Source organism: Candidatus Poribacteria bacterium (assembly GCA_026702755.1).
Taxonomy (GTDB): domain Bacteria; phylum Poribacteria; class WGA-4E; order WGA-4E; family WGA-3G; genus WGA-3G.
Map to the genome: position 1 here is coordinate 1 of JAPPBX010000085.1, position 21,338 is coordinate 21,338.

The 21,338-nt window shown below is 47.9% G+C and carries 19 protein-coding genes; 14 read left to right on the top strand and 5 right to left on the bottom strand.

The annotated features are described in order from the left end of the window. Nucleotides 1-93: 93 nt before the first annotated feature. The 3 genes from OXH39_15975 (at nt 94) to OXH39_15985 (ending at nt 2,269) form a co-directional block, all read left to right on the top strand. A complete protein-coding gene (locus tag OXH39_15975) occupies nt 94-1,377 on the top strand; it encodes a hypothetical protein (protein ID MCY3551960.1) in 1,284 nt (427 codons plus the stop codon). Between the two features lie 279 nt (nt 1,378-1,656). Further along, nucleotides 1,657-2,022, top strand: a complete 366-nt coding sequence (locus OXH39_15980; protein ID MCY3551961.1) for a hypothetical protein — start codon at nt 1,657-1,659, stop codon at nt 2,020-2,022. After that, the gene (locus OXH39_15985; protein ID MCY3551962.1) at nt 2,012-2,269 is read left to right on the top strand and encodes a hypothetical protein; all 258 of its coding nucleotides are present in this window, start codon (nt 2,012-2,014) and stop codon (nt 2,267-2,269) included. Before OXH39_15980 ends, OXH39_15985 begins: the two co-directional genes overlap by 11 nt. A gap of 244 nt (nt 2,270-2,513) precedes the next feature. On the opposite strand, the gene OXH39_15990 is transcribed toward OXH39_15985, so the two are convergent. Together OXH39_15990 and OXH39_15995 are read right to left on the bottom strand one after the other, a co-directional pair. Further along, nucleotides 2,514-4,322, bottom strand: a complete 1,809-nt coding sequence (locus OXH39_15990; GenBank protein ID MCY3551963.1) for an ABC transporter ATP-binding protein — start codon at nt 4,320-4,322, stop codon at nt 2,514-2,516. A gap of 138 nt (nt 4,323-4,460) precedes the next feature. Further along, nucleotides 4,461-5,396: a ThuA domain-containing protein gene (locus tag OXH39_15995; protein ID MCY3551964.1), complete on the bottom strand. Its 936-nt coding sequence runs from the start codon at nt 5,394-5,396 to the stop codon at nt 4,461-4,463. A 206-nt stretch (nt 5,397-5,602) separates the two neighbouring features. Here OXH39_15995 and OXH39_16000 point away from each other — a divergent pair, with 206 nt between their 5' ends. The 6 genes from OXH39_16000 (at nt 5,603) to OXH39_16025 (ending at nt 11,679) form a co-directional block, all read left to right on the top strand. Then, nucleotides 5,603-6,322: a phytanoyl-CoA dioxygenase family protein gene (locus OXH39_16000; GenBank protein MCY3551965.1), complete on the top strand. Its 720-nt coding sequence runs from the start codon at nt 5,603-5,605 to the stop codon at nt 6,320-6,322. A gap of 67 nt (nt 6,323-6,389) precedes the next feature. Beyond that, nucleotides 6,390-7,742 carry an aspartate kinase gene (locus OXH39_16005; protein MCY3551966.1) on the top strand — a complete coding sequence of 451 codons (1,353 nt, stop codon included), beginning with the start codon at nt 6,390-6,392 and terminating at the stop codon, nt 7,740-7,742. 11 nt (nt 7,743-7,753) lie between these two features. After that, complete coding sequence (locus OXH39_16010; protein ID MCY3551967.1) at nt 7,754-8,593, top strand: phytanoyl-CoA dioxygenase family protein; 840 nt, start codon at nt 7,754-7,756, stop codon at nt 8,591-8,593. A gap of 81 nt (nt 8,594-8,674) precedes the next feature. Continuing rightward, on the top strand, nt 8,675-10,315 hold the full coding sequence (locus OXH39_16015) for an AAA-like domain-containing protein (protein ID MCY3551968.1): 1,641 nt from the start codon (nt 8,675-8,677) through the stop codon (nt 10,313-10,315). Between the two features lie 16 nt (nt 10,316-10,331). Beyond that, a complete protein-coding gene (locus OXH39_16020) occupies nt 10,332-11,168 on the top strand; it encodes a 2OG-Fe(II) oxygenase (protein ID MCY3551969.1) in 837 nt (278 codons plus the stop codon). A 40-nt stretch (nt 11,169-11,208) separates the two neighbouring features. Beyond that, nucleotides 11,209-11,679: a hypothetical protein gene (locus tag OXH39_16025; protein MCY3551970.1), complete on the top strand. Its 471-nt coding sequence runs from the start codon at nt 11,209-11,211 to the stop codon at nt 11,677-11,679. On the opposite strand, the gene OXH39_16030 is transcribed toward OXH39_16025, so the two are convergent. From OXH39_16030 to OXH39_16040, 3 genes are all read right to left on the bottom strand, one after another. Further along, entirely contained in the window at nt 11,625-12,323 is a 699-nt protein-coding gene (locus tag OXH39_16030) for a haloacid dehalogenase type II (GenBank protein ID MCY3551971.1), read from the bottom strand. The genes OXH39_16025 and OXH39_16030 overlap by 55 nt on opposite strands. A 104-nt stretch (nt 12,324-12,427) precedes the next feature. Beyond that, nucleotides 12,428-13,447, bottom strand: coding sequence for a Gfo/Idh/MocA family oxidoreductase (locus tag OXH39_16035; GenBank protein ID MCY3551972.1), 1,020 nt, complete (start codon nt 13,445-13,447; stop codon nt 12,428-12,430). Between the two features lie 18 nt (nt 13,448-13,465). Beyond that, entirely contained in the window at nt 13,466-14,224 is a 759-nt protein-coding gene (locus OXH39_16040; GenBank protein MCY3551973.1) for a sulfotransferase, read from the bottom strand. Nucleotides 14,225-14,410: 186 nt separating this feature from the next. Between OXH39_16040 and OXH39_16045 the strand changes: the two genes are divergently transcribed. The 5 genes from OXH39_16045 (at nt 14,411) to OXH39_16065 (ending at nt 21,278) form a co-directional block, all read left to right on the top strand. Then, nucleotides 14,411-15,574 (top strand): ABC transporter substrate-binding protein, encoded by a 1,164-nt coding sequence (locus OXH39_16045; GenBank protein MCY3551974.1) that lies wholly within the window; start codon nt 14,411-14,413, stop codon nt 15,572-15,574. 213 nt (nt 15,575-15,787) lie between these two features. Beyond that, the gene (locus OXH39_16050) at nt 15,788-16,792 is read left to right on the top strand and encodes an Ldh family oxidoreductase (protein ID MCY3551975.1); all 1,005 of its coding nucleotides are present in this window, start codon (nt 15,788-15,790) and stop codon (nt 16,790-16,792) included. A gap of 26 nt (nt 16,793-16,818) precedes the next feature. Beyond that, complete coding sequence (locus OXH39_16055) at nt 16,819-17,820, top strand: Ldh family oxidoreductase (GenBank protein MCY3551976.1); 1,002 nt, start codon at nt 16,819-16,821, stop codon at nt 17,818-17,820. A 157-nt stretch (nt 17,821-17,977) separates the two neighbouring features. Beyond that, the gene (locus OXH39_16060; protein ID MCY3551977.1) at nt 17,978-18,454 is read left to right on the top strand and encodes a hypothetical protein; all 477 of its coding nucleotides are present in this window, start codon (nt 17,978-17,980) and stop codon (nt 18,452-18,454) included. 193 nt (nt 18,455-18,647) lie between these two features. Further along, complete coding sequence (locus OXH39_16065; GenBank protein ID MCY3551978.1) at nt 18,648-21,278, top strand: T9SS type A sorting domain-containing protein; 2,631 nt, start codon at nt 18,648-18,650, stop codon at nt 21,276-21,278. Nucleotides 21,279-21,338 lie beyond the last annotated feature (60 nt).

Consider the following 21,338-nt stretch of genomic DNA (forward strand, 5'->3'; position numbering starts at 1 on the left):
ATACCTGTCATCTCTTGATGATTACTGCCTCCTTGATAACTCTGATAAATATCAGCCAGTTATAAATCTTACGATCGATACATACCATCTGGCATGAAGATTTTGGCTGTTGGTGAAGTGCTTTTCGCGTCAACTGCCAGCCAACGCCATCGTTCAACAGATAACGGACAAACCTGGACAGAGCTTTCAGGAGATGGGAATCTGTTCATGATCGATAGTCTTCCAGTTGTGGCTGTAAACAAGACGACGTTTTACAAAGTTAGTCCGTTTGGGATTCGTCGCACAACTGATGGGGGGAAATCGTGGCAGTTACTTATAGATGGGATGGCTGGGACAAGGTTGAAGGATTTAGTTACGTTCAACGATAGATTATACGCGCATAATGGTTATGCGGTGTATCAATCAACTGACGAAGGGGTGTCTTGGAAAAAGATCTCAATTACCGAGAGGTTTACTGGGCAGGTGACTACAATTACGACCTCATCATCAAAACCGGAAAGCGCGCGTATCTCCCACTCCTTTAATTCAAAATTGGTAGTTGATGACAATAATCTTTATCTTATTTCACCTGAAACTAACAATTTGCAAATTTCCCGCGTATCTACAGATGACAATATACGCAGTCCCATTCAAGGCATACCCGCTTCTGATGATAAAGCATTATCTCGTAAGTTCCGAGCAGATAGCGAGGCAGCGAAAAAGACTCACTTATCTGAGGGTTCTGAAAAAGAACATCACGCAGTCGTATCAATCCTTCCACCTCCTATACGTGGGAAGGACGGGAAAACCAGAATGATCGTAGTCTGTAACGATGTGTTCTATGCTGAGCACAGACGTACGCTTTTTAAGTGGAGACTTGGTGCCCCGGAGTGGATAAGCACAGGATTAACAGACATGAGCCAAGAGTCTTATAACAACGACAGCCAGGATCTCAAATTAGCGGTGTCGGGAGAAACTATCTATGTCGGGAAACGCGATGGTAAGTTGTTTCAGTCGCTTGATGGAGGGAGCAGCTGGAGAGATGTTACGCCAAGCCTACCGCTTCACTTTACCCGTTTCACGGAGATAATCTTTGCAGATTCAACAGTTTATGTCGCAACAGAAGAAGGTGTGTTGAGTTCAGAAACTGGCGCATATTGGCGCGTACTAACCGATAGTGCGGGTATGCGTCCTATCATAGACAGGTTTGCTGTGGAGGGTCCTACAGTTTATGGTGCTGGCAATGTTGGCGTCTATCGCTTGGATACCGGTAATCAATGGAAGCAAGTTTCTTCAGAAGCACTCGGTGAGACTGCTGCTCTTGCTGTCATTAACGATAAGTTGTATAGTGCTATCAAAGATCGCGGGATATTTCACATCTCGCTTGCAGAAAAATAGGCAACGCCACATCACGCGTCGTCCTAAACATTGAACCGACATCAGTAGTAGCGCGGACAAAAAACGTAGCAAGACCGCCCAGCTTTCCCTCTTCCGGTTGAATTTTTTGAGAAAACATCTGAAAAGAAAAAGTTTGACTTTGCTGACAACAAGTGGTATATTATATACAACTTGCGAGGTAGCGGATTTACCTCCGCTTGCACCAAGTGCTGAGTTCAATCGCAAGTGATCCCATGTTGATAGCAAGTAAAGATCGCTCCATGTTGGGGGTGAACATATATGACACGTATCACAAATGAACGGATTGCTACTGATGGTGTGTCCGAACGATCCGTTGAACACACACAGAAACCTCGGTTTATTGACATAGTAGATTCCGTCTTTGAAGAAACCTACACCGCCCATGTAACAAAAAAGTCTACCGGATGGCGCGGATGGATTCCGGATGTTCCAGAAGTCGAGTGTGAAGGAAAGACAAAAACAGAACTGTTGAAACGTCTCACAGCACAACTTCGTGAAGCCTTAGGGGCTCGCGAGGAGGCTTGGGATAAACAACTTGAAGAGGATATAAAAGCCGGAAAACTGGATCATCTACACGAGGAAGCACTCGAAGAGATAAAGGCTGGAAGGGTTATTGATTTATAAGACAACCCGTAAGTTTTGGGATTATTATCGCAGACTTCCACGAGACATTCAAAGACGCGCAGACAAGCAATTTGAACTCCTAAAGCAAAACCCTGACCATCCTTCGCTCATGTTAAAGAAGACTCAGCAGGGCACTTATTGGTCCGCAAGAGTTAATGATGACTATCGAGCCTTGGCAATTGAACATGAGGGCATTTTAACTTGGGTCTGGATCGGAAAACATGGTGAATATGATAGACGAATCTGATAAGCACGCCGTCAGGTTCCACATTTTTTTACATTCGCACGAAACACGTGGATCTGGCCCAAGCCTAAAGACTTGAGATTGTTAAACAAATCCTTTCACATCTTACAGAGCGACAAGGATAACTGTCAATTCATCCCCGCGAGCCAGTGTTAGCGAAGCTCGACCTGACGCAGCAGATTCGGCTTCTGCCGTGAGATTTTCAGCCATTTCCATAAATCGTTAGGGAGCAGTTCCAGTAATAGATTCACTTCCAAGTTGCATCCTGCATCAAACTGGCTTGAAGATTGAAGAGTTGCGCGTAAAGTCCGTCAGTTTTCATCAACTGCTCATGTTTCCCTTGCTCTGTTATCTTGCCATTGTCTAATACAATAATCCAATCGGCATTGATGGTTGCCGCTAATCGGTGCGTAACGAAAAGCGTCGTCACGCCGGACATCATTTCCTTTAGTTTCATGAACAATTCATATTCTGCTCTCGGATCAAGCGCAGCCGAGGGTTCGTCGAGCATGAAGAAACTTCCCTGCTTTGCCAATGCTCTGGCAAGCCCAACTTTTTTCCATTGTCCGCCGGAAAGCTCTGTGCCACCAAACTCTTTTGATAAAATCTCAGAAAGTGTATTCGCATCAATTTCCGCGGATGGCGCAAAACCCGCTTCGTCCAAAACTCGCACGACATCCCTATCAGAGCCTTGACCGAGTAGTACATTCTCAGCAAGCGTCAAGGCATACTGGCTCGAATCTTGAAATAAGACTTTCGTATGTTTGAACCATTCTGAAGTGTTCGCAGAAGAAAGCGGAACCCCATTAACGAGGATTTGCCCTTCCGTTGGTGGATATAATCCGACTGCCATTTTCGCGATTGTGCTTTTACCGGCAGCATTCTCGCCAACAAGTGCTGTCATCTTGCCCGGCTGCAACTCAAGGTTAATATCTTTGACAGCGAACGCATCGGATCCCGGATACTTAAACGAAACTCCTTCAAAGGTAATCGTCGGCATCTTTCCGTTCTTGAGAAGATCGGGCATTTGTGAGGTGCTGCTTTCGCTTGCCTCCACGGGGACTTCCATTTTCAGCACTCTTCGGATGCTCAATACATACAATCCATGCTCAAACAGCGAAGAAACCCCAACAAAAACCCGATACGCAGTGCTCTGCGTGCTGTTAACAGCCTGAATGTACATGGCTATCATACCGACGGTCACTGTGCCAGCCTCAATTGATTGCAAGGTCATGAACAGCACAAGGACAAAACCTGCTGCCATACACAACCCACCTGAAATTTGATAAACCATTCGCTTAAGACTTTGGCGACGCTCCGCGGTGAACCAAGTCCTAAAAACTTCGCTGTATTTTTCAAAGATCCAATTCATCGCATTCCAAATACGGAGTTCTCTACAGGTCCCTCTACCTGACCAGATCCCTGATAAAAAACCCATTTTTCTTCGGAGAATTGACAATCTCTCGGTCAGTTCCCAACTCTGTTTGATAATGTGTTGATCCAAAAGAATATATGGGAGCATAATCGCAACGACGGCTACCGCTAACCAAGGGCTTAACTGACTCAGTAGTACGAACATCGACCCAAACATGACTAAATCGCTGCCTAAATTAATAGTCGCCGTAAAGATTTGTGGGATCCGGTCCTTTGTGCCGTTCGCCATTTCCAAATTATTATAAATCTCCTCGGATTCAAGCGAAATATAGGGCAGTTTTGAGGTCTTTTCCATCAGATCCATCGTAATATCATTCAGGAGGTGGTTCGACAGGATACCGCCAAGCCAACCCCGAAGCGGCATAATAATCCGCTGCACCGCAAAGAGACCCCCTTGAAGCCCAAACACAAGACCAACCTCTCTAAGCGTTGCTGTTCCTTGAACATAGTCAACTGACCGGTCAACAACTTTACTAAAAACGTAAAGGCTCGCAACGGGTTCAAGACTTAAAATCAAAGCCGTGAAGATCATAGACGTAGCCAAGAAAAAATGTCTGCGCAACACGATCCCTAATACCCAGAAAATCGCTATGAGTCGACGCCAGACATTCGTACTTTCCATGGATACGTTCCTTACACTTTAGGTAGATGGATACCTATCAAACATAGTGCGACTCAACGGAAGTAAAACCCAACGTAATACGTGCCTCACTTCTATCTTTAAAAAATAAGAAGCAAGGCACGAGAAACTTGCTAATCCTTACAGTGCATGGTCTTCTGGACGGACACCCTTTGTAAAGGTACCGAAACCGAAGAATGTCGGTGCATAATCGCCGACATAATCGACAACGCTTTTATCGGGAATAGCGTCCTCCATCCCCATGCACCAATAACAGCCATTGACGAGCAGACGGCGCAGTCCTTCGCTCTCCAGATCAACAGAGGCACCCATCGTCGTGTTCAAGACGCGTGAGGTGTTCCCTTCATCGCCGGTATAGGTTTTAATCCACACCATCGGCATTGTGACGGTATCCGGTTTTGGCGCATCTGTAGGTTCCATACCGACCAATACCTGTCCATGGATAAGCACTTGAGAATCGCCCGTCAAATCATTAATGCCGTAGACATCAGACGGACCCCAAACATCGTCAACACCTTTGAGAATCGGGTGGTCCTGCATCGCTTCGTCAATCACACCGCGCGCGCTCTCTTTACCGTGATGTCCGTGGTGATTGACCCACGTCTCGCCAAGCACCTGCCTGCCATACCCACCTTCAAAACTCTCACTGTTAAAACTATATTTTGCATACGGACTCTCAAGGTCACGGCTATAACTGAAAGCGTGTGTCGCTGTGCGGAGTCCCATCACGGGTTTGCCAGCATTCGTATAATCAACGACGTACTTCATCTGTTCATCGGGTAGCTCACGGAAACGCGTGAACAATACCATCATATCCGCTGATTCTAAATGGTGGAGTCCCGGAATATTGGTCTGGACCTCCGGATCAATTTCACCTGTGTCCGGATCAATAGCAAATAGCACCGTGCATGTAAATCCGTGGTGTGTGGCTAACACTTTCCCCAACATCGGCAATGCCTCTTCGGAACGATACTCTTCGTCACCACTGACGAGAACAATATGCTTGCCCGTTCCAGGACCTTCGTTTCCTTCGTAAACAACCCATTCGTTTTTCATCAAAAGATATACTCCATAAAATAAGATTTTGCATCAGTATAGCACATTTTTCTCCGAAAGTCACGCCGAATCTGTTGGCAGAGAGTCAAATCTTCCGTACATATTATAGAAAAATTTTGACAAATGTCTGAAGTTACCATAAAATTAAAGGGAAGGCTCAAAAACACTCTCTAAAACGGACCGACAATCTGTAGGAGAACTCGTCCATGCACTTAACCCCTCAACAGCGAGACGATTATAAAGAACAAGGTTTCGTAGTAATTCCCAATCTCTTTAGTCCAGCCACGGTAACGTCAATGCGCGAACATTACATGAAACGTCGTGCAGAAGGCCCGAAGCCCGGTGACTCCGGCGGCACAACCGACCACGCCGATGATCCAAATCATCAATTCCCGCGCATGATTAATATGCACAACTGGGACGAATTAACCCAAGAATGGGCAGCGGATACCAACCTACTTACCGTTACGGAGCAACTGATTGATGATACGCCAGTGCTTTTACAAACAATGCTCTACTTCAAACCGCCCGGTGCACGAGGTCAAGCACTACACCAAGACGAACAGTACATCACAATAGATCCGCTCATTGGTGTTTGGGTCGCATTAGACACATCGGACGAAGACGTTGGACGCATGGTGCTGATTCCACGTTCCCATCAATATGGACTACTCCCTGTTGAAACAGCGGACACCACTATTTCGTTTACTAACGTACAAGTCGTCAAACCGGAAAACGTTGAAGAATTGGGAATTGACATGTCACCTGGTGACACGCTCTTCTTTGATGGCAAGGTCATTCACGGTTCCTACAAGAATAAAACAGATGACCGGTGGCGGCGGAGTTTTATATGTCATTACATGGGTGAAAATTCACAAAGGTTTGAGCCAGATGAAGGAACACACGTCTCACACCTGAAAAAATAGTTTGTTCACGCTGAAATCCTAAACAACTTCACGTTGCTACAGAAAATAAAAAATTGGAGGATTTGGATTGTTAAAAGTATCAAAGTTTGGCGGAAGTTCGCTCGCGTCAGCGGAACAAGTGCGTCAAGTTTGTGACATCATCATCGCTGACCCGGAACGCCGTCTCATCGTTGTTTCTGCTCCTGGGAAACGACATAGTCAGGACATCAAAGTAACAGATTTACTCATTGCTGCCGCATCACAACGCCTCGCTGGAAAACTCGGTGCTTCGGAATGTGCAGAAGCGATTGAACGTTATCGAAGCATCGCTGCTGAATTAGGACTCCCTGCCGAGACTGCTGAGCCTATTGCTCGCGATTTAACAGAACGTCTTGAAAATGGCACAACTGATGCTGATCTTTATATGGACACAATGAAAGCCGGAGGTGAAGACAACTGCGCGCGCCTCATTGCACAAGTCCTACAAGCACGCGGTGTAGATGCCCACTATGTAAATCCGAAGGACGCAGGTTTATTGCTTTCCGATGAACCCGGCAACGCGCAAGTGCTACCGGAAGCCTACAACCGCTTGCGGGATTTACATGAACGCCCCGGTATCACTATCTTTCCAGGCTTCTTCGGTTACTCGAAGCAGGGCAACGTTGTTACCTTTTCGCGCGGTGGTTCAGACATCACAGGTGCTATTCTCGCCAGTGCTGTTCGTGCAGAGGTCTATGAAAACTTTACCGATGTTGACTCCGTATTCGCGGCGAACCCTTCTATTATCAAAGACCCAGCACCGATTACCGAACTCACCTACCGCGAGATGCGCGAACTTTCTTACGCGGGGTTTTCCGTATTTCACGATGAAGCACTTGAACCCGTCTATCGCGCGCAGGTGCCTGTTAACATCCGAAACACGAATAATCCGAAAGCAGATGGCACCCGAATTGTGCCAAACCGTAAGTCAACAGATATTCCGGTTGTCGGTATCGCTGCAATGGAAGATGTCTGTTGCATCTATCTCAGCAAATACCTTATGAACCGTCAGATTGGATTCGGTCGGCGGTTGTTGCAGATATTGGAAGCGGAAGAAATCTCTTTTGAACACGTCCCCTCCGGCATTGATAATATGTCAGTCATCATCCGCGAAGAAAACCTATCGGTGCAGAAAGAGAAAAGGATTGTTGAAAAGATTCGGCAGACGCTTGCTCCCGAAGATATTTCTGTAGAACGCGGACTGGCACTCATCATGGTTGTCGGTGAGGGGATGCGCCACACTGTCGGCATCGCCTCGCGTGCTACAGGCGCGTTAGCTGGAGCGGAGGTCAACATTGAAATGATTAACCAAGGGTCCAACGAAGTGAGTATGATGTTCGGCATAAAATCCGAAGACATGGAGACTGCTGTTCAAGCACTTTATGTTGACTTTTTTGGATAAAGGAAAACATTATGGAAATAACCGTTCAACCGAAAGAATTAGCAGCAGGAAAACTGACAGATGCCCATGTAGAACAAGCCATCAAGGCGATTCGCGTTGATGGTTATGTTATCTTAGAAAACGTCATTAGCCACGAACACCTTGACATTCTTCGCGAACGGATGGACGCAGATTCGCAAATCCTTATTAATGCGGAAAAATGGGGTGGCGCAGGTAGGCTTAAAGGGCATCTCCAGCAGGGACCGCCACCGTTTGCGCCCTACATCTTCAGAGATGTCGTCGCGAACCCCTATGTTATCCAAGTAACGAAGGAGCTGCTCGGTCCAGGGCTTTATAATAACTTTTACAACGGCAACACGAACTGCCCGGGTAGCACAACACAACCGCTCCACAGAGACGGTGCTCACCTGTGGCCAGACCAAAAGGTCGCGCATCCAACAACAGAAGTCGTCGTTAATATTTCACCACAGGATACCACAGAGGAAAATGGGAGTGTAGAAATTTGGCCCGGCTCGCATCTTGCGGTGGGTGAACACCATATAGATGAAGAACAAGAAGAAGCACGCCGTAAAATCTGTCCTCCTACCCGTGGAAATGCGAAAAAGGGAAGCGTCCTGATTCGAGATATGCGACTGTGGCATCGTGGTGTCCCCAACCCATCCGACAAACCTCGCCACATGATAGCGTTGATTTATCGTGTCCATTGGCTCAAATCCAACCGGCGACTGAAGTATAAAACTGGGTGTGAAGCCGCTTTTGAAAATAGCGATCTCGACCACAATGCTGAGTTCATTGACTTCGCTGCTCAAAAAATAGATGATTACGATTATCTCTTCAATCCGAGATTCTGATTGCGGCTGTGGATCGGCAGTCAACTTGAGAGTTGCCGCTTTTTTCGTTGATAGTTTTCGAGAAAAAGCAGGAGAAAAACAGTGAGAGAATTCGGAACGCAAGGTCCCGTCAATTCCAAGGATCACTATGTCGTTTCGCGCAGCGAGGAACTTGCTGATTACATTAACCGCGTTAAACAGGGACGATACATCGTGCTCTTCGCCCCGCGACAGAGCGGCAAAACCACGTTCTTCCAAGAAGTTCTCAAGACGCTTGCAGACGATGCCAATGTCTATTTCTCGATCCAACTTAATTTTGAGATGTATAAAAATTATACGCCTGGGGCTTTTTACGCAGATCTCCTTGAAGATATTTGCGAGGAAATTGAGGAAGGGCTTGCCTCCCGCAACCTCATACCTTCTCCGGAACTCCTCCAATTTTTGGAGCATACACAAATGACCAGCCACGCCGCAATGCGGCGTTTCTTTCGGCAATTGCCACGTATGCTTATGGACGAACTTTCCACACGCGTACCGCCGCGCCTTGCTCTGCTTATCGACGAATTTGACGGTATCCCACAAACCACTGTCAGTGATTTTCTGCATACACTCCGCCGGATATATCTTACAGGTCGCGAGGTCCGCTCCCCTTACAGTGTCGGCATTGTCGGCGTTAAGAACATAACGCAATTAAACTATGATTCGTCAATCTCACCTTTCAACATACAAGATGAATTCACACTTCCAAACTTCACCGCGGCGCAAGTGCGCGAACTTCTCTCACAGTATACCGAAGAAGTCGGACAAGCCTTCTCACCGGAAGTAATAGACTTACTTCATAAACAGACCGCAGGACAACCCTTTCTTGTTAACAGGTGTGCCCAGATTCTTACAGCAGAACTTGACATACCCAAAACCGACACCATTCAGATGCACCACTTCTCACAAGCATATACCGAGCTAATCGAAGAAAGAAATACCAACATTGAACATCTTATTACAAACATCCGCAGGAACCCGCGCTTTGAAAAAATGCTTATGCGAATCGCTTTTTATGGCAGCAGCATTAGTTTCACGCTACATGACGAAATCGTTAGTGAACTCGCCACTTACGGTATCATTGCAAGGGGAGAAGACGGAATGTGCCATATCCTCAATCCTATCTATCTCCATTGCATCATCCAAGCCCTTAGACCTCTCATCAATGGACTTGAAGACCAATACTTCCCAGAAGAGGGTACCATTGACTTTACAGGATACATCACATCAACCGGCCGGATTCAGATGCATACACTCATCAACAACTTCAACAATTTTATCGTACGCGCTGGCTTCGGAATATTACAGGTCCCCGATACACCGAAAGAATTCGTCGGACAATACCTTCTTTTCGCTTATCTTGATGAGTTCGTCAAAATTGTACACGCTACAATGCGGTTAGAAGTTCCAACCGGTAGAGGCAGAGCAGATATTATTATCTCACACAACAGACAGCAATACATCATTGAAACAAAAGTATGGCGAAACGAACGACACTATCAGATAGGAAAGCACCAGCTCGCCGCATACCTGAAGTCCGAAGGGGCAACGGAAGGCTACTATATCGTCTTCGATCATCGAGAAAACCCCAAGCCACAATTAGAAACAGATACCTTGGATGGACTGACCATTCGGAGTTATGTTATTCCTGTTGTGCAAAAACGCCCTTCAGAGGTTCAGTCTGAATCACGGTTCTCTCAATAGAGCGATGGAGGTTACCATGAACGCCAAAAACAACTGGCTCCCCGCAGAGCCTGATCTCGAAACAGTTTGTAAAACGTACAGCGACCCAATCTATTCCCTCTCCCAAGCCGAAGTACCCGCCATCATTCTTCGGAATGCCTATTCACCTGCCCAATGCCAAGGGCTCATTCATCGGTTCACAAATATGGGTTTGATGCGCGATGAAGCCGACACCAACTCTGTTGACAAACGCACCCGTATTGACATCGGTACCAGTCTTGGCAATCGTGGTAGCGATAAAGCAAAGTTTTTGGCACATGCCAAGGAGACAGAACATCTCTTTAAATTCCTATTTGACGGGTTTGATAACCCTGTTGGTCTTATCTATGATTCCCTCACTGCGCTTTCCCCGGGTAAAGAAGTAAAGACAGCGCGCGAACCGGACGGCTCACGTTACGGTCCCGCCATCTTCCGCGTCCACTATGAAACGCATAGTTACAAGCCACACATCGATCATGTCAAGTACCGCGAGAATCGCACCGATTATGAGGTCTATCGCTTTGAACATCAGTTTGCTGGCGTGTTGTGCGTCCAAAATGCGGATGAAGACGGAAAAGGAACACAAGCCATTCTGCATCGGTGTCTCTGGTCGGAGGAAATTCAACCCCATATCGCCGAGGAAACTTTTGACAAGTATGCCGCTGAAAACGGCGTGGAAAACTACCAAGTCGATCTGAATCAAGGGGATCTCTATTTCTTCAACACGCGATGTATCCACGAAGTGCCCCCCGTGCAAGGCACGCGTGCGCGAATCGTCTTGGCAGTCTTTATCGGATACTCCGCTGACGACGATGAAGTGTTCGTCTGGTCATAGATTCCACATGTAAACACAAATCATGTAAGAGGGGTTTCTCATGAAACGACAAGACATCCTCATCTCTTTTTGCCTCATCTTCGGTTTGCTCTGTCCGGTTTCAGCGAAATCACTCAGCAGCGAAAAGATTGTGTTTTCGTCAAACCGCGACGGTAATTGGGAAATCTACCTAATGAATCCGGATGGAACTCGACAGGAGAGATTGACCTACGACCGCGCTGTCGATTGTGAGCCAGTCATCTCACCAACGGGTGACCGGATCCTCTTCACCTCGAATCGCCGGGGGACGCGCGACCTCTATCTAATGGATGTTGATGGGAGAAATGTGCGTCCGCTGTTTGGTGTCAGCGAACTGGTTCTCGCCGGGGCAGCTGCCGGTTTCTCCATCCGCATCGCTTCTAAGCACATCGTGGGGCAAGACGAAAACCCAAAATTAGTCCTGAAAACAGCGCACTTTTATAACAACGCCTCAGCCAACTCCGTAAAATCGCGTACTGTTACATCGGGTTGATACGGCGTATCCTCATACGGGAGTTTATAGCGATTCACAAACGCGCCCCTATAGCCGCACGCCCGCGCCCCCATGATGTCAAACGAATTCGCTGATACCATAAGACATTCGTTGACCTCAAGTCCCAATTCTCCTGCAGCAGCTCGGTAGACTGCTGGATGTGGTTTAAACGCACCGACCGATGTAACCGAAATCACACCGTCAAACTCCCACGCAACGCGTTCTCTGACAAGATAGTCTAAAAACGCTGGATCCCCATTGGACAGGACTACCAACTGATATCGAGATTGCAGTCGCGAGAGTGCAGCCAAAACTTCTGGAAACGGCGAAAGCTGCTCCCATCCGCGCATAAACTCTTTCACCGTATCAGGCAAAACATCAATACTGTTGTGCCTCAGCGTGTAGTGCAGTGCGCGCCGCACCGTCTCCAGATAGCCGCTATGTCCGAGCATCATAATCGTGTCCTGATACTGCTCAATTCGCTGCCTGTAACGCCACTGTTCCCAAAACGTATCGGCAGAGACATCGGTCGCGGCGTGGGCATCCAGTGACTCACTAATGAACGGCGTGAGACTGCCACCTAAATCCAAAATTGTGCCGAACAGGTCAAAAGTAAGTGCTTTTGTCTCTGTGAAATTTGCCATAAATTAATTTGGATGGAAGTATGGAAGGGAGGAAGGATGGGATTCAATCTTCCAGTCTTCCATGCTTCCATCCACGTCCTTCCAACTTCGGATTTTTTCGACTGTTAGCCTAGCTCAACTGTCCGTCCGGTCGCCATCGCTTCAAACGCGGCATCAATGACACGCATCTGATTTACGCAGCTTTCCGGTGAGATGCGGTGCGGTTTGCCAGTCGCTAAAACTTCACATAGATGCTCCAATTGTAATGCGAACTGGAAACACGGTTCAAAATCAATGACTTCTCTGCCCTCTCGTGTGGTAAGCTCAATGCTGACTGCTGAGTTCTCATTGTTCCATGCGGTTTCAATCCTAAGCATACCACCCAACCCAGCCATTTCGGCGTACTGCCCACCAGCGCAATTAAAGCCGGTAGAAATCTGGGCAATCCGTTCACCGGGGAATACTAACAGTAGGTAAGAACCATCGTCCACTTCTAATCCTGCTTGAGACATTCCCGATACGCGAACCGGTTCAGCACCAAACATGAATCGCGCATGGTGGATATTGTAACACGCCAAATCGTAGATACTGCCCCCGCCTTTCGCTTTGTTAAACCGCCAATTCGCCTCGGGCTTACGGGTCTCGGGTCCACCACCGCCGCCACCTGTGCAGAAAGTGCTTCGGAGTGCCTTAAATTCCCCGATTGCCCCTGAATCGACTAACTCTTTCGCCTTGAGGTGCATCGGATGATGTCGGAATTTAAACGCTTCTGCTACCAGAACACCGTTCTCCTGTGCTGCACCAACGAACGCTTCCGCCTCCGCAGCCGTTGACGTGAACGGCTTCTCACACAAAATCGCCTTGACTTGGCGGGATTCAGCAAGCTGGATACCGACCTCAGCGTGGAACGCACCCCACGTACAGATAATAGCGATGTCCAAGTTCTCAGCGTCTAACATCTCTGCTAAAGAGAGATACTGATTCTCAGGTGCCACATCAAATCGTTCACCGAAATTGGTTAACGCATTTTCCGACACATCACAGATCGCTGCCAATTCAGCACTCGGTGCTTGTTGACACGCGTTGCCGTGGGCGTTAGCGATTCCACCTGTTCCGACAAGCCCCACACGGTAAGTCGTTGACATAATAGTTCCTTTCGCTGTTTACGTTGCTGTTAACGGATAACCGTTTTCAACAATTGCTTTTTTCAAAAACTCAAATTCGTATTGCGGTAACGATGCACCGGGTTCTAATTCTGCGAGGTCTTTTTTCCAACGTGCCACTGCGTCTGCTCGAACTACGATCCGTCCTAATGGAATACCTAAAAATGCCTCAAGCTGCTTGAGCACCCGTTCCTGATCCAAAACAAAATCCTCAAAACGGATCTGAATAACATTTTTGGGCATCGGTGTCGCTTGCATGAGTTTATATTGATAGATCCACGAGATTGCCCGTCTTTCATAGATATCGTCCGTTTCACAGTAGACAACCCCGAAATCTCGAAGATCGTCCGTTTTGTGGCTGCCCCGAATACTATCCCGTGGATCGCGAATCCAGTGGATGAACTTTATGTCTGGAAACATTCGCGCTATCCACGGATAGACGAGCGTCGTTTCTGGGATTTTCCAACCTTTATGGATGGCCGGATTCTGTAGCACATCCTCTAAGTAGGTGTTGATGAGCCTTTCAAATTCTGGGTCAATCGGCATCGTGAAAAGAGGATCAAAATCCCACGATAGTCCACCCTGCCATTTGACATATTGTGCCATCACTCGGCACGCATCATACATCGCGTGCGGCGGAATCTTATCACCGGAAGGGTTCAATTGACTCCCCATGAAAACGCCACTGGCGTATAACGTATGAGAGATAGCCCGCGTCCCAGAGTGCCCGCGTCCAATCACTGTGATCAAATTTTCCATAGTAGATATGTGTTACGCAGAAACATTTGCTTATTCTGAAAAATTAAAGGATAATATGTTAAAGCATAGGTGCGAGATTAAAACGCTCGCATGACGCAGCTTGCAAGGGCACTGCTTTCCCATGCTGTCCAAAACATTGTAGCAAATATCGAAAACAAAGCAAATCATTTTTTAGAAGGACTTTATATGATGCATAAATTTCTCGCTCTAATGAATCTAATCGTGTTACTAATCATACAGGTCGGATGTGACAAGGTTCAGAAGGTTGTTACACCGAAGCAGGAACAGAAAATTCTTAAAATCGGTTTCGTCGTCGCAGGTGAACGCGTTACCTATCCTAACGGTGCAGAGATGGCTGTCACAGAGATTAACCAACGTGGTGGACTTCTTGGGATGCCTGTTGAATTGATTGGACATATTAATAAAGAAGCGGGACCGGAGGTCTCCATCCAAATCGCTGAAACTCTCATCGTTGAAGACGAAATTATCGCGCTCATTGGACCCAACCGCTCTTCCCACGCTGTTGAGGTCGCTCCAGTCGCACAGCGTTACGGAATCCCTATGGTTACCACAACCGCAACCAACCCAAACGTAACAAACGCTGGTGATTTCGTTTTCATGGCATCCTTTACGGATAGTTTCCAAGGTGCTGTTATGGCACAGTTTGCGATAGAGGACCTTGATACGACCACCGCCGCGGTCATCACGCGACATGGTGATCTTTATACAGAAGGTATCTCTGAATTCTTCGCACTCAATTTCAGTAAACTCGGTGGTAAAATCGTTGCGAATGAATTTTACGGAGGCAATTCGTCAGATTTTACAGCACAACTGACAAACATCGCCGCAGCGAAGCCCGACGTGCTTTTCGCATCCGGTTTTGTTCAAGATATTGCGTTCATAACGCAACAGGCACGAGCGATGTTACTGCAAAACGAAGCGGGTGAACCCACGATTTTCCTTGGCGCAGATTCATGGGACAGCGAACTTCTGTTCGATAACGAAGATGCTGAGGTAGAAGGTAGTTTTTTCAGCGGACACTTCTCACCAGATACAGATGAACCGACAGCACGCGCGTTTGTTGATACCTATGAATCTATCTATGAATCTACGCCTACTGGTGGTGTTGCAGTTAGCTACGACGCGGTTAAATTGCTTTTTGAAGCAGTCGAGCGGGCAGGTAGTCTCAACCCCAATGAAATCCGCGAACAACTCGCCGCCACCGAAAACTACATCGGTGCAACGACCATCGCCAGTTACGATGAAAAGCGCCATCCAACCAAAAGTGCTGTAATTTTCACTATCAAAAACGGTGAAAAGCAGTTCCATAAGCAGATTGCTCCGTTTTAGTTTTTTCTATTCTGCTGGCGAGGTTTCCTAACCTCGCCTTAATTTTCCTCCTGCTCCCAACCTCTTTTCAGAAAAAACGTGACAGACCACAATTTTTGTGTTATATTTATTTACGGTCTCGCGTATAAATACAATCTTGTTGAACAAAGTCCGCGTGAAACGGAAACTTGCCAGATTTCGATACAGGATTCCCCAACCAAGGAAGGAGAAAATATGAATCGACCACCAGAAGATTTCGTCCACGTAGACGAAGAACGACTTCTTAATTTCAGCACCGCCTGCTTCGAGAAAGCCGGTATCACACACGAGCACGCCGCACTCATCAGCCGTCTGCTTGTTAATTCTGACCTAAGAGGGGTTCGGAGTCACGGCACTCGAACCGTCAACGGATATTGTGGGGGCTTTGAAAACGGGAGTTTCAACCCACGTCCCAACATCCGAATCATTCATGAGACACCGACTGCTGTCGTGCTTGATGGCAACGGCACACTCGGCTATCTCCCGATGGTGCGTGCAACCGAACACGCCATCGCCAAAGCGAAAGCGGTCGGCATCGGCATGGGATTGGTGCGTTATATTGGGCATTACGGATCGGCAGGACACTACGCACGCTTATGTAACGAAGCCGGATGCATCGGTTTTTCAGTACAGGGGTATCAGAACCAGGGCAACGCTGGCAACCAAGACCCCAAACCGCAGCTGGGCTACTACGGCAATCCGCCCATCTGCTTTGCTATCCCTTCTGGTGAGGAGCCGCCAGTTGTCCTCGACGCAGCAACCTGTATTATGGCAGACTACCAGCGCGGTCCTGATTTCGATGCCTTACTTTCAGTCATTCCAGCGGCTTTTTTCAAGAGCATTGGCTATACCGCAATAGCAAGTCTACTTGGCGGCGCATTGACCGGCTTCACCGAACCGGCACCCGAAGACACCGCAAAATGGAGTGGTGGAGGTATGGGGGGTATGGTGCTTGCCATAGACATCGAATCCGTTGTGCCAACCGCTGTTTTCAACGCTGAAGTCGATCGTATGGTACATGATGTCCGTGAAACCTACGAACCGATGCCGGGAACCGACAGAGCACTGCTACCCGGAGCGATCGAAACGGAACGCACAGAACAGCATCGCCGTGAAGGTATCCGTTACGGGGAGATGGAACAGGAATCCGCACGCGGGGTCAGTGAACGCTTAGGCGTGCCACTCCCTTGGGACGAATAATATCCATACGCTTAAAGGAAAAAGAGATGAACAGACCACCAGAAACTTTCGTCTTAGTCAATGAGGAACGACTGCTCAACTTCTCTACCGCTTGCTTTGAGAAAGCAGGTCTCACATACGAACACGCCGCACTCATCAGCCGCTTACTTGTCAATTCTGACTTACGAGGTGTCCGCAGTCACGGCACTCAAACCGTTAATAGGTATTGTAGAGGTTTTGAAAGTGGAGGTCTCAATCCACGTCCCAATATCCGCGTCATCCATGAAACACCTACTGCTGTTGTGCTTGACGGAAACGGTACGCTCGGCTATCTCCCGATGGTTCGCGCGACCGAACACGCCATTGCTAAAGCGAAGGAGGTCGGCATTGGGATGGGACTCGTCCGCTACATTGGGCACTACGGATCCGCAGGGCACTACGCACGTATGTGTAACGAAGCCGGATGCATCGGTTTTTCGGTACAGGGATCCCGGAACCACGGTAACGCTGGCAACCAAGACCCTAAACCGCAACTCGGTTACTTCGGCAACCCACCGATCTGTTTCGCTATTCCTTCTGGTGAAGAGCCGCCGGTCGTGCTCGACGCTGCGACCTGTATTATGGCGGATTACCAACGCGGCCCCGAATTCGATGCCCTGCTGTCGATGATACCTGCTGCTTTCTTCAAGAGTATCGGCTATACTGCTGTGGCACACCTGCTCGGTGGGGGACTCACAGGTTTCACTGAACCACCACCAGAAGACACCGCAAAATGGAAACCGCCACAAGGCGGTATGGTCCTCGCCATAGACATTGAATCCGTTGTGCCACTTGATGTCTTCCACGCAGAGGTTGACTGTATGGTGCATGATGTCCGCGAAACCTACGAACCGATGCCAGGAACTGACACGGCATTGCTACCCGGGGCGATTGAAGTAGAACGCACAGAACAGCATCGCCGTGAAGGTATCCGTTACGGGGAGGCTGAACAGGAGTCTGCGCGCGCTGTCAGCGAACGGTTGGGTGTGCCATTGCCTTGGGACGAATAATTTTCACGCCGCCGTAGAAGAGAGAAATGTTAAGATAGCTGAATGAAGTTTAATAAAATAATTAGGTTGCGATGTTGCGATGTAGCGTAGTTCAGAGGGACCGCTGGTTTTCGCATCATCATTTGGTTAAAATTCTCGCCAATAAAAGGAAAATTGAATGAATTCTACATTAACCCTTATTAAGTTACAGTTAATTCTAATTATCGTTCCTATGTTATTTACACTTGGTTGTGAAAGACAGGTGGCAAAAGAGATCATAATGATTGGACCTCCGGACATTGATGATAACCGGAACATTTCCGATCTGCCTATAGATGATATACAAATAATACGCGCCCCAAACCTACCTAATGATGAGGTTGTCAATGATTTTTTCGTTGTAGTCAATGGATGGTTCCCAAATCCCTGTAACTATGCGCATAATGAAACCGAAGTTATCCGATCACAAGACGGAAAAGAAATTACTATTAAAATCAGCATGAAAAGGTTCCCAAGCTCCCCTGGGCTTACCTGCATGACAGCCACAGAGCCGTATCAACAACCTATTGATCTTGGGATACTTCCGCCTGGAAATTACAGAGTCGTAGTCAACGGTATTGGAAAGAGTTTCACTGTCGTAGGACTTACGCAATAATGTTTGACATATATTTCTGAAACCTGTAACATGATGTCTGAGGAAGTGGATAAAAATGGTTAGCCCCACGCTTCTGCCGTATTATTGAACGCAAGCTTGCGATACTCCAACGACATGTATTGTCCCTCAGAACAGGGTATCTGACATATTATTTTTTATCTTTGGAGAAAATACTATAAGAAAGGTTTTCGTTATGCATACTCATATAAAAACCAATTTTTTGCTTTACACATTTATGTTGTTTGTGTGCCTCAATTCCTTTTTCCTAAGGAATACTGCCGCACAAATCAGCGACAACTATACATTCGAGACGATCGAAGTTCCGGGTGTAGATTTTTTGGGGTTGGCAGCGAGTAGCGATTTTGAGGATTACGCAGGTTATACGCCGAGTGCTGATGGTGAAAAATTCGTCGCCTTTACACTCATTGACGGTGTTTTTACAACCTACGATTTCCCCGATTCAAAGAGCACTTATTTCTATGCGCTGGGTAATAACGGTATCGCTGCAGGGCACTACGAAGATAGCGAGGGGCTTTTCCACGGTGTCATCTTAGAGAATGGTGAGTTGCGGCAATACGATTTTCCGAATTCTGTCGAAACGGAGATATACGGATATAGTGATTCGACAGGGGCACTGACGGGAAATTTTACAGATGCGTCTGGTGTTCGTCGTGGATTCTCAGGGGAGACAATCGTTGAGTTCCCTGGGGCATCGGAAACTTACGCCGATTTTGTGAGTGGACTAGGCAATATCGTGGGTAGTTACGTAGATACTGAAGGCGCGTATCATGCATACCTGCGTGGGCCTGGAGGTAGTTTTGCAACTCTGGGTATTCCAGAGATACCAAATATGGAATACTTTTTTCTGCACGGTATCAACGATGCACTGGTTGCCGTTGGCAGAGCGAAAGCGGTGGATGGTGTTCCGCGCACCTTTGTCGGCAACCCCGTCGCCCTACAAGAATTTAAGGTTCCGGGTGCCGTTAGCACGGAAGGCTGGAATGTCAATCAGGACGGTTCTGTCGTCGGACACTACGACACAGCAGATGGACGTAGACACGGATTTATCGCAAGACCCGCGCAGAAGAGTGCCGTGCGACCACCTCCTGACCTCAGTTATACTTTTGAGAGTATTGATGTTCCGGGCGTAGATTTTTTAGCAGTGACGGCGAGTAGCGACTTTCAAGATTACGCCGGCAACATGCGGGGTCCTGATGGAGAAAAAGATGTCGCCTTTACGCTCATAGATGGCGTTTTTACGACCTACGATTTTCTCGGCTCGCAAGGCACCTATTTCTATGCGCTGGGTAATAATGGGGTTGCTGCCGGACACTACCAAGATAGCGATGGTCTTTTTCACGGTGTTATCTTAGAAAATGGCGAGTTGCGGCAATACGATTTCCCGGGTGCCGTCGAAACGGAGATCTACGGGTATAGTGATTCGACCGGAGCTCTGACCGGTAGTTTTGTAGATACTTCTGGTGTTCGCCGCGGGTTTTCAGGAGACACAATAGTCGAGTATCCCGGGACACCGGAAACTTACGCCGATTTTGTGAGTTGGACGGGCCATATTGTGGGCAGCTACGTGGATGCTGATGGTGTATATCATGCATACATGCGTAGCTCGGTGGGTAGATTTCTATCTATTGACCTTCCAAACGCACTAAATCTGGAATACTTTTTTCTCCACGGTCTCAACAGAGCAAGGACTGTCGTTGGCAGAGCGAAAGCGGTGGGCGATGTCCCGCGCACCTATGTCGGCAGCCCCCTCAATCTACAAGAATTGCAGGTTCCGGGTGCTATTAGCACGGAGGGCTGGAATATCAATGAGGACGGTTCTGTCGTTGGACACTATGACTCAGCAGATGGACGCAGACACGGATTCATCGCCAGACTCGTTCCCAAAGCAGAGGGCGATCACTTTGGCAACTTTTACACGGTTATGCTGTCTAAGGGTCTAAATATGCTTTCTGTGCCATTGGCACCGCCAACACCGATGACTGCCAAGTCACTTGTCGCCATGACAGGTGCGACAACTATCATCACGCTTGATGCCGCAACACAGGCGTTCGTCGCGTGGACACCGAGTGCACCCAATGACGGTTTCCCGATTGAGGGTGGAAAAGGCTATATCGTCAATGTTCCAGAAACCCGCAACTTTGCTTTCGTCGGGGCACCTTGGGCAGATCCAACCGAGGCTGCGGCAGCACCGTCTGCCATATCCCCAGAAACATGGGCATTCGTTGTCAGCGGACATTTGAAAGGGAAATCAACGTTTGACGGTTATCAAGTCATCGTCCGTAATCTCAGAACAAACAGCACAGTAAGCACCTCCGTACAAGGGAATTACTTCGCTGCTGCAAATGCCGATTTGACGCGGCGGAGCGTCGTCCGAGTCAGGGACGTGATCGAATTACGCGTCATCGGTCCGGGTGGAAATGCTGAATCACAAACCCTTAGTTTCAAAGTGACCCCTGAGGACTTGGCAAACGCTGTTTTATCTGTCAGTCTTGATGGTATCGGTCAACCGACACAGAATCTCTTGCTGCAGAACTACCCGAATCCGTTTAACCCGGAGACATGGATCCCATATCAACTCTCTGAAGACAGTCTGGTATCGGTCTCCATTTACGATACGACGGGTCAGTTGGTTCGGACGCTTTCGCTGGGTTTCCAGTCGGCAGGCTTCTATAACAGTCGGGCGCGTGCGGCGTATTGGGATGGGCGCAATGCCTTGGGCGAACGCGTTGCGAGTGGTATCTATTTTTACCAGTTGACGACACCTTCTTTCCAGCAAACACGGCGACTCGTCATTCTGAAGTAGGGTCCATCCGTAGAGAGCTGACAAGTATCATAGTAAGTCCTGTCCATTAGCAGGGGTGGA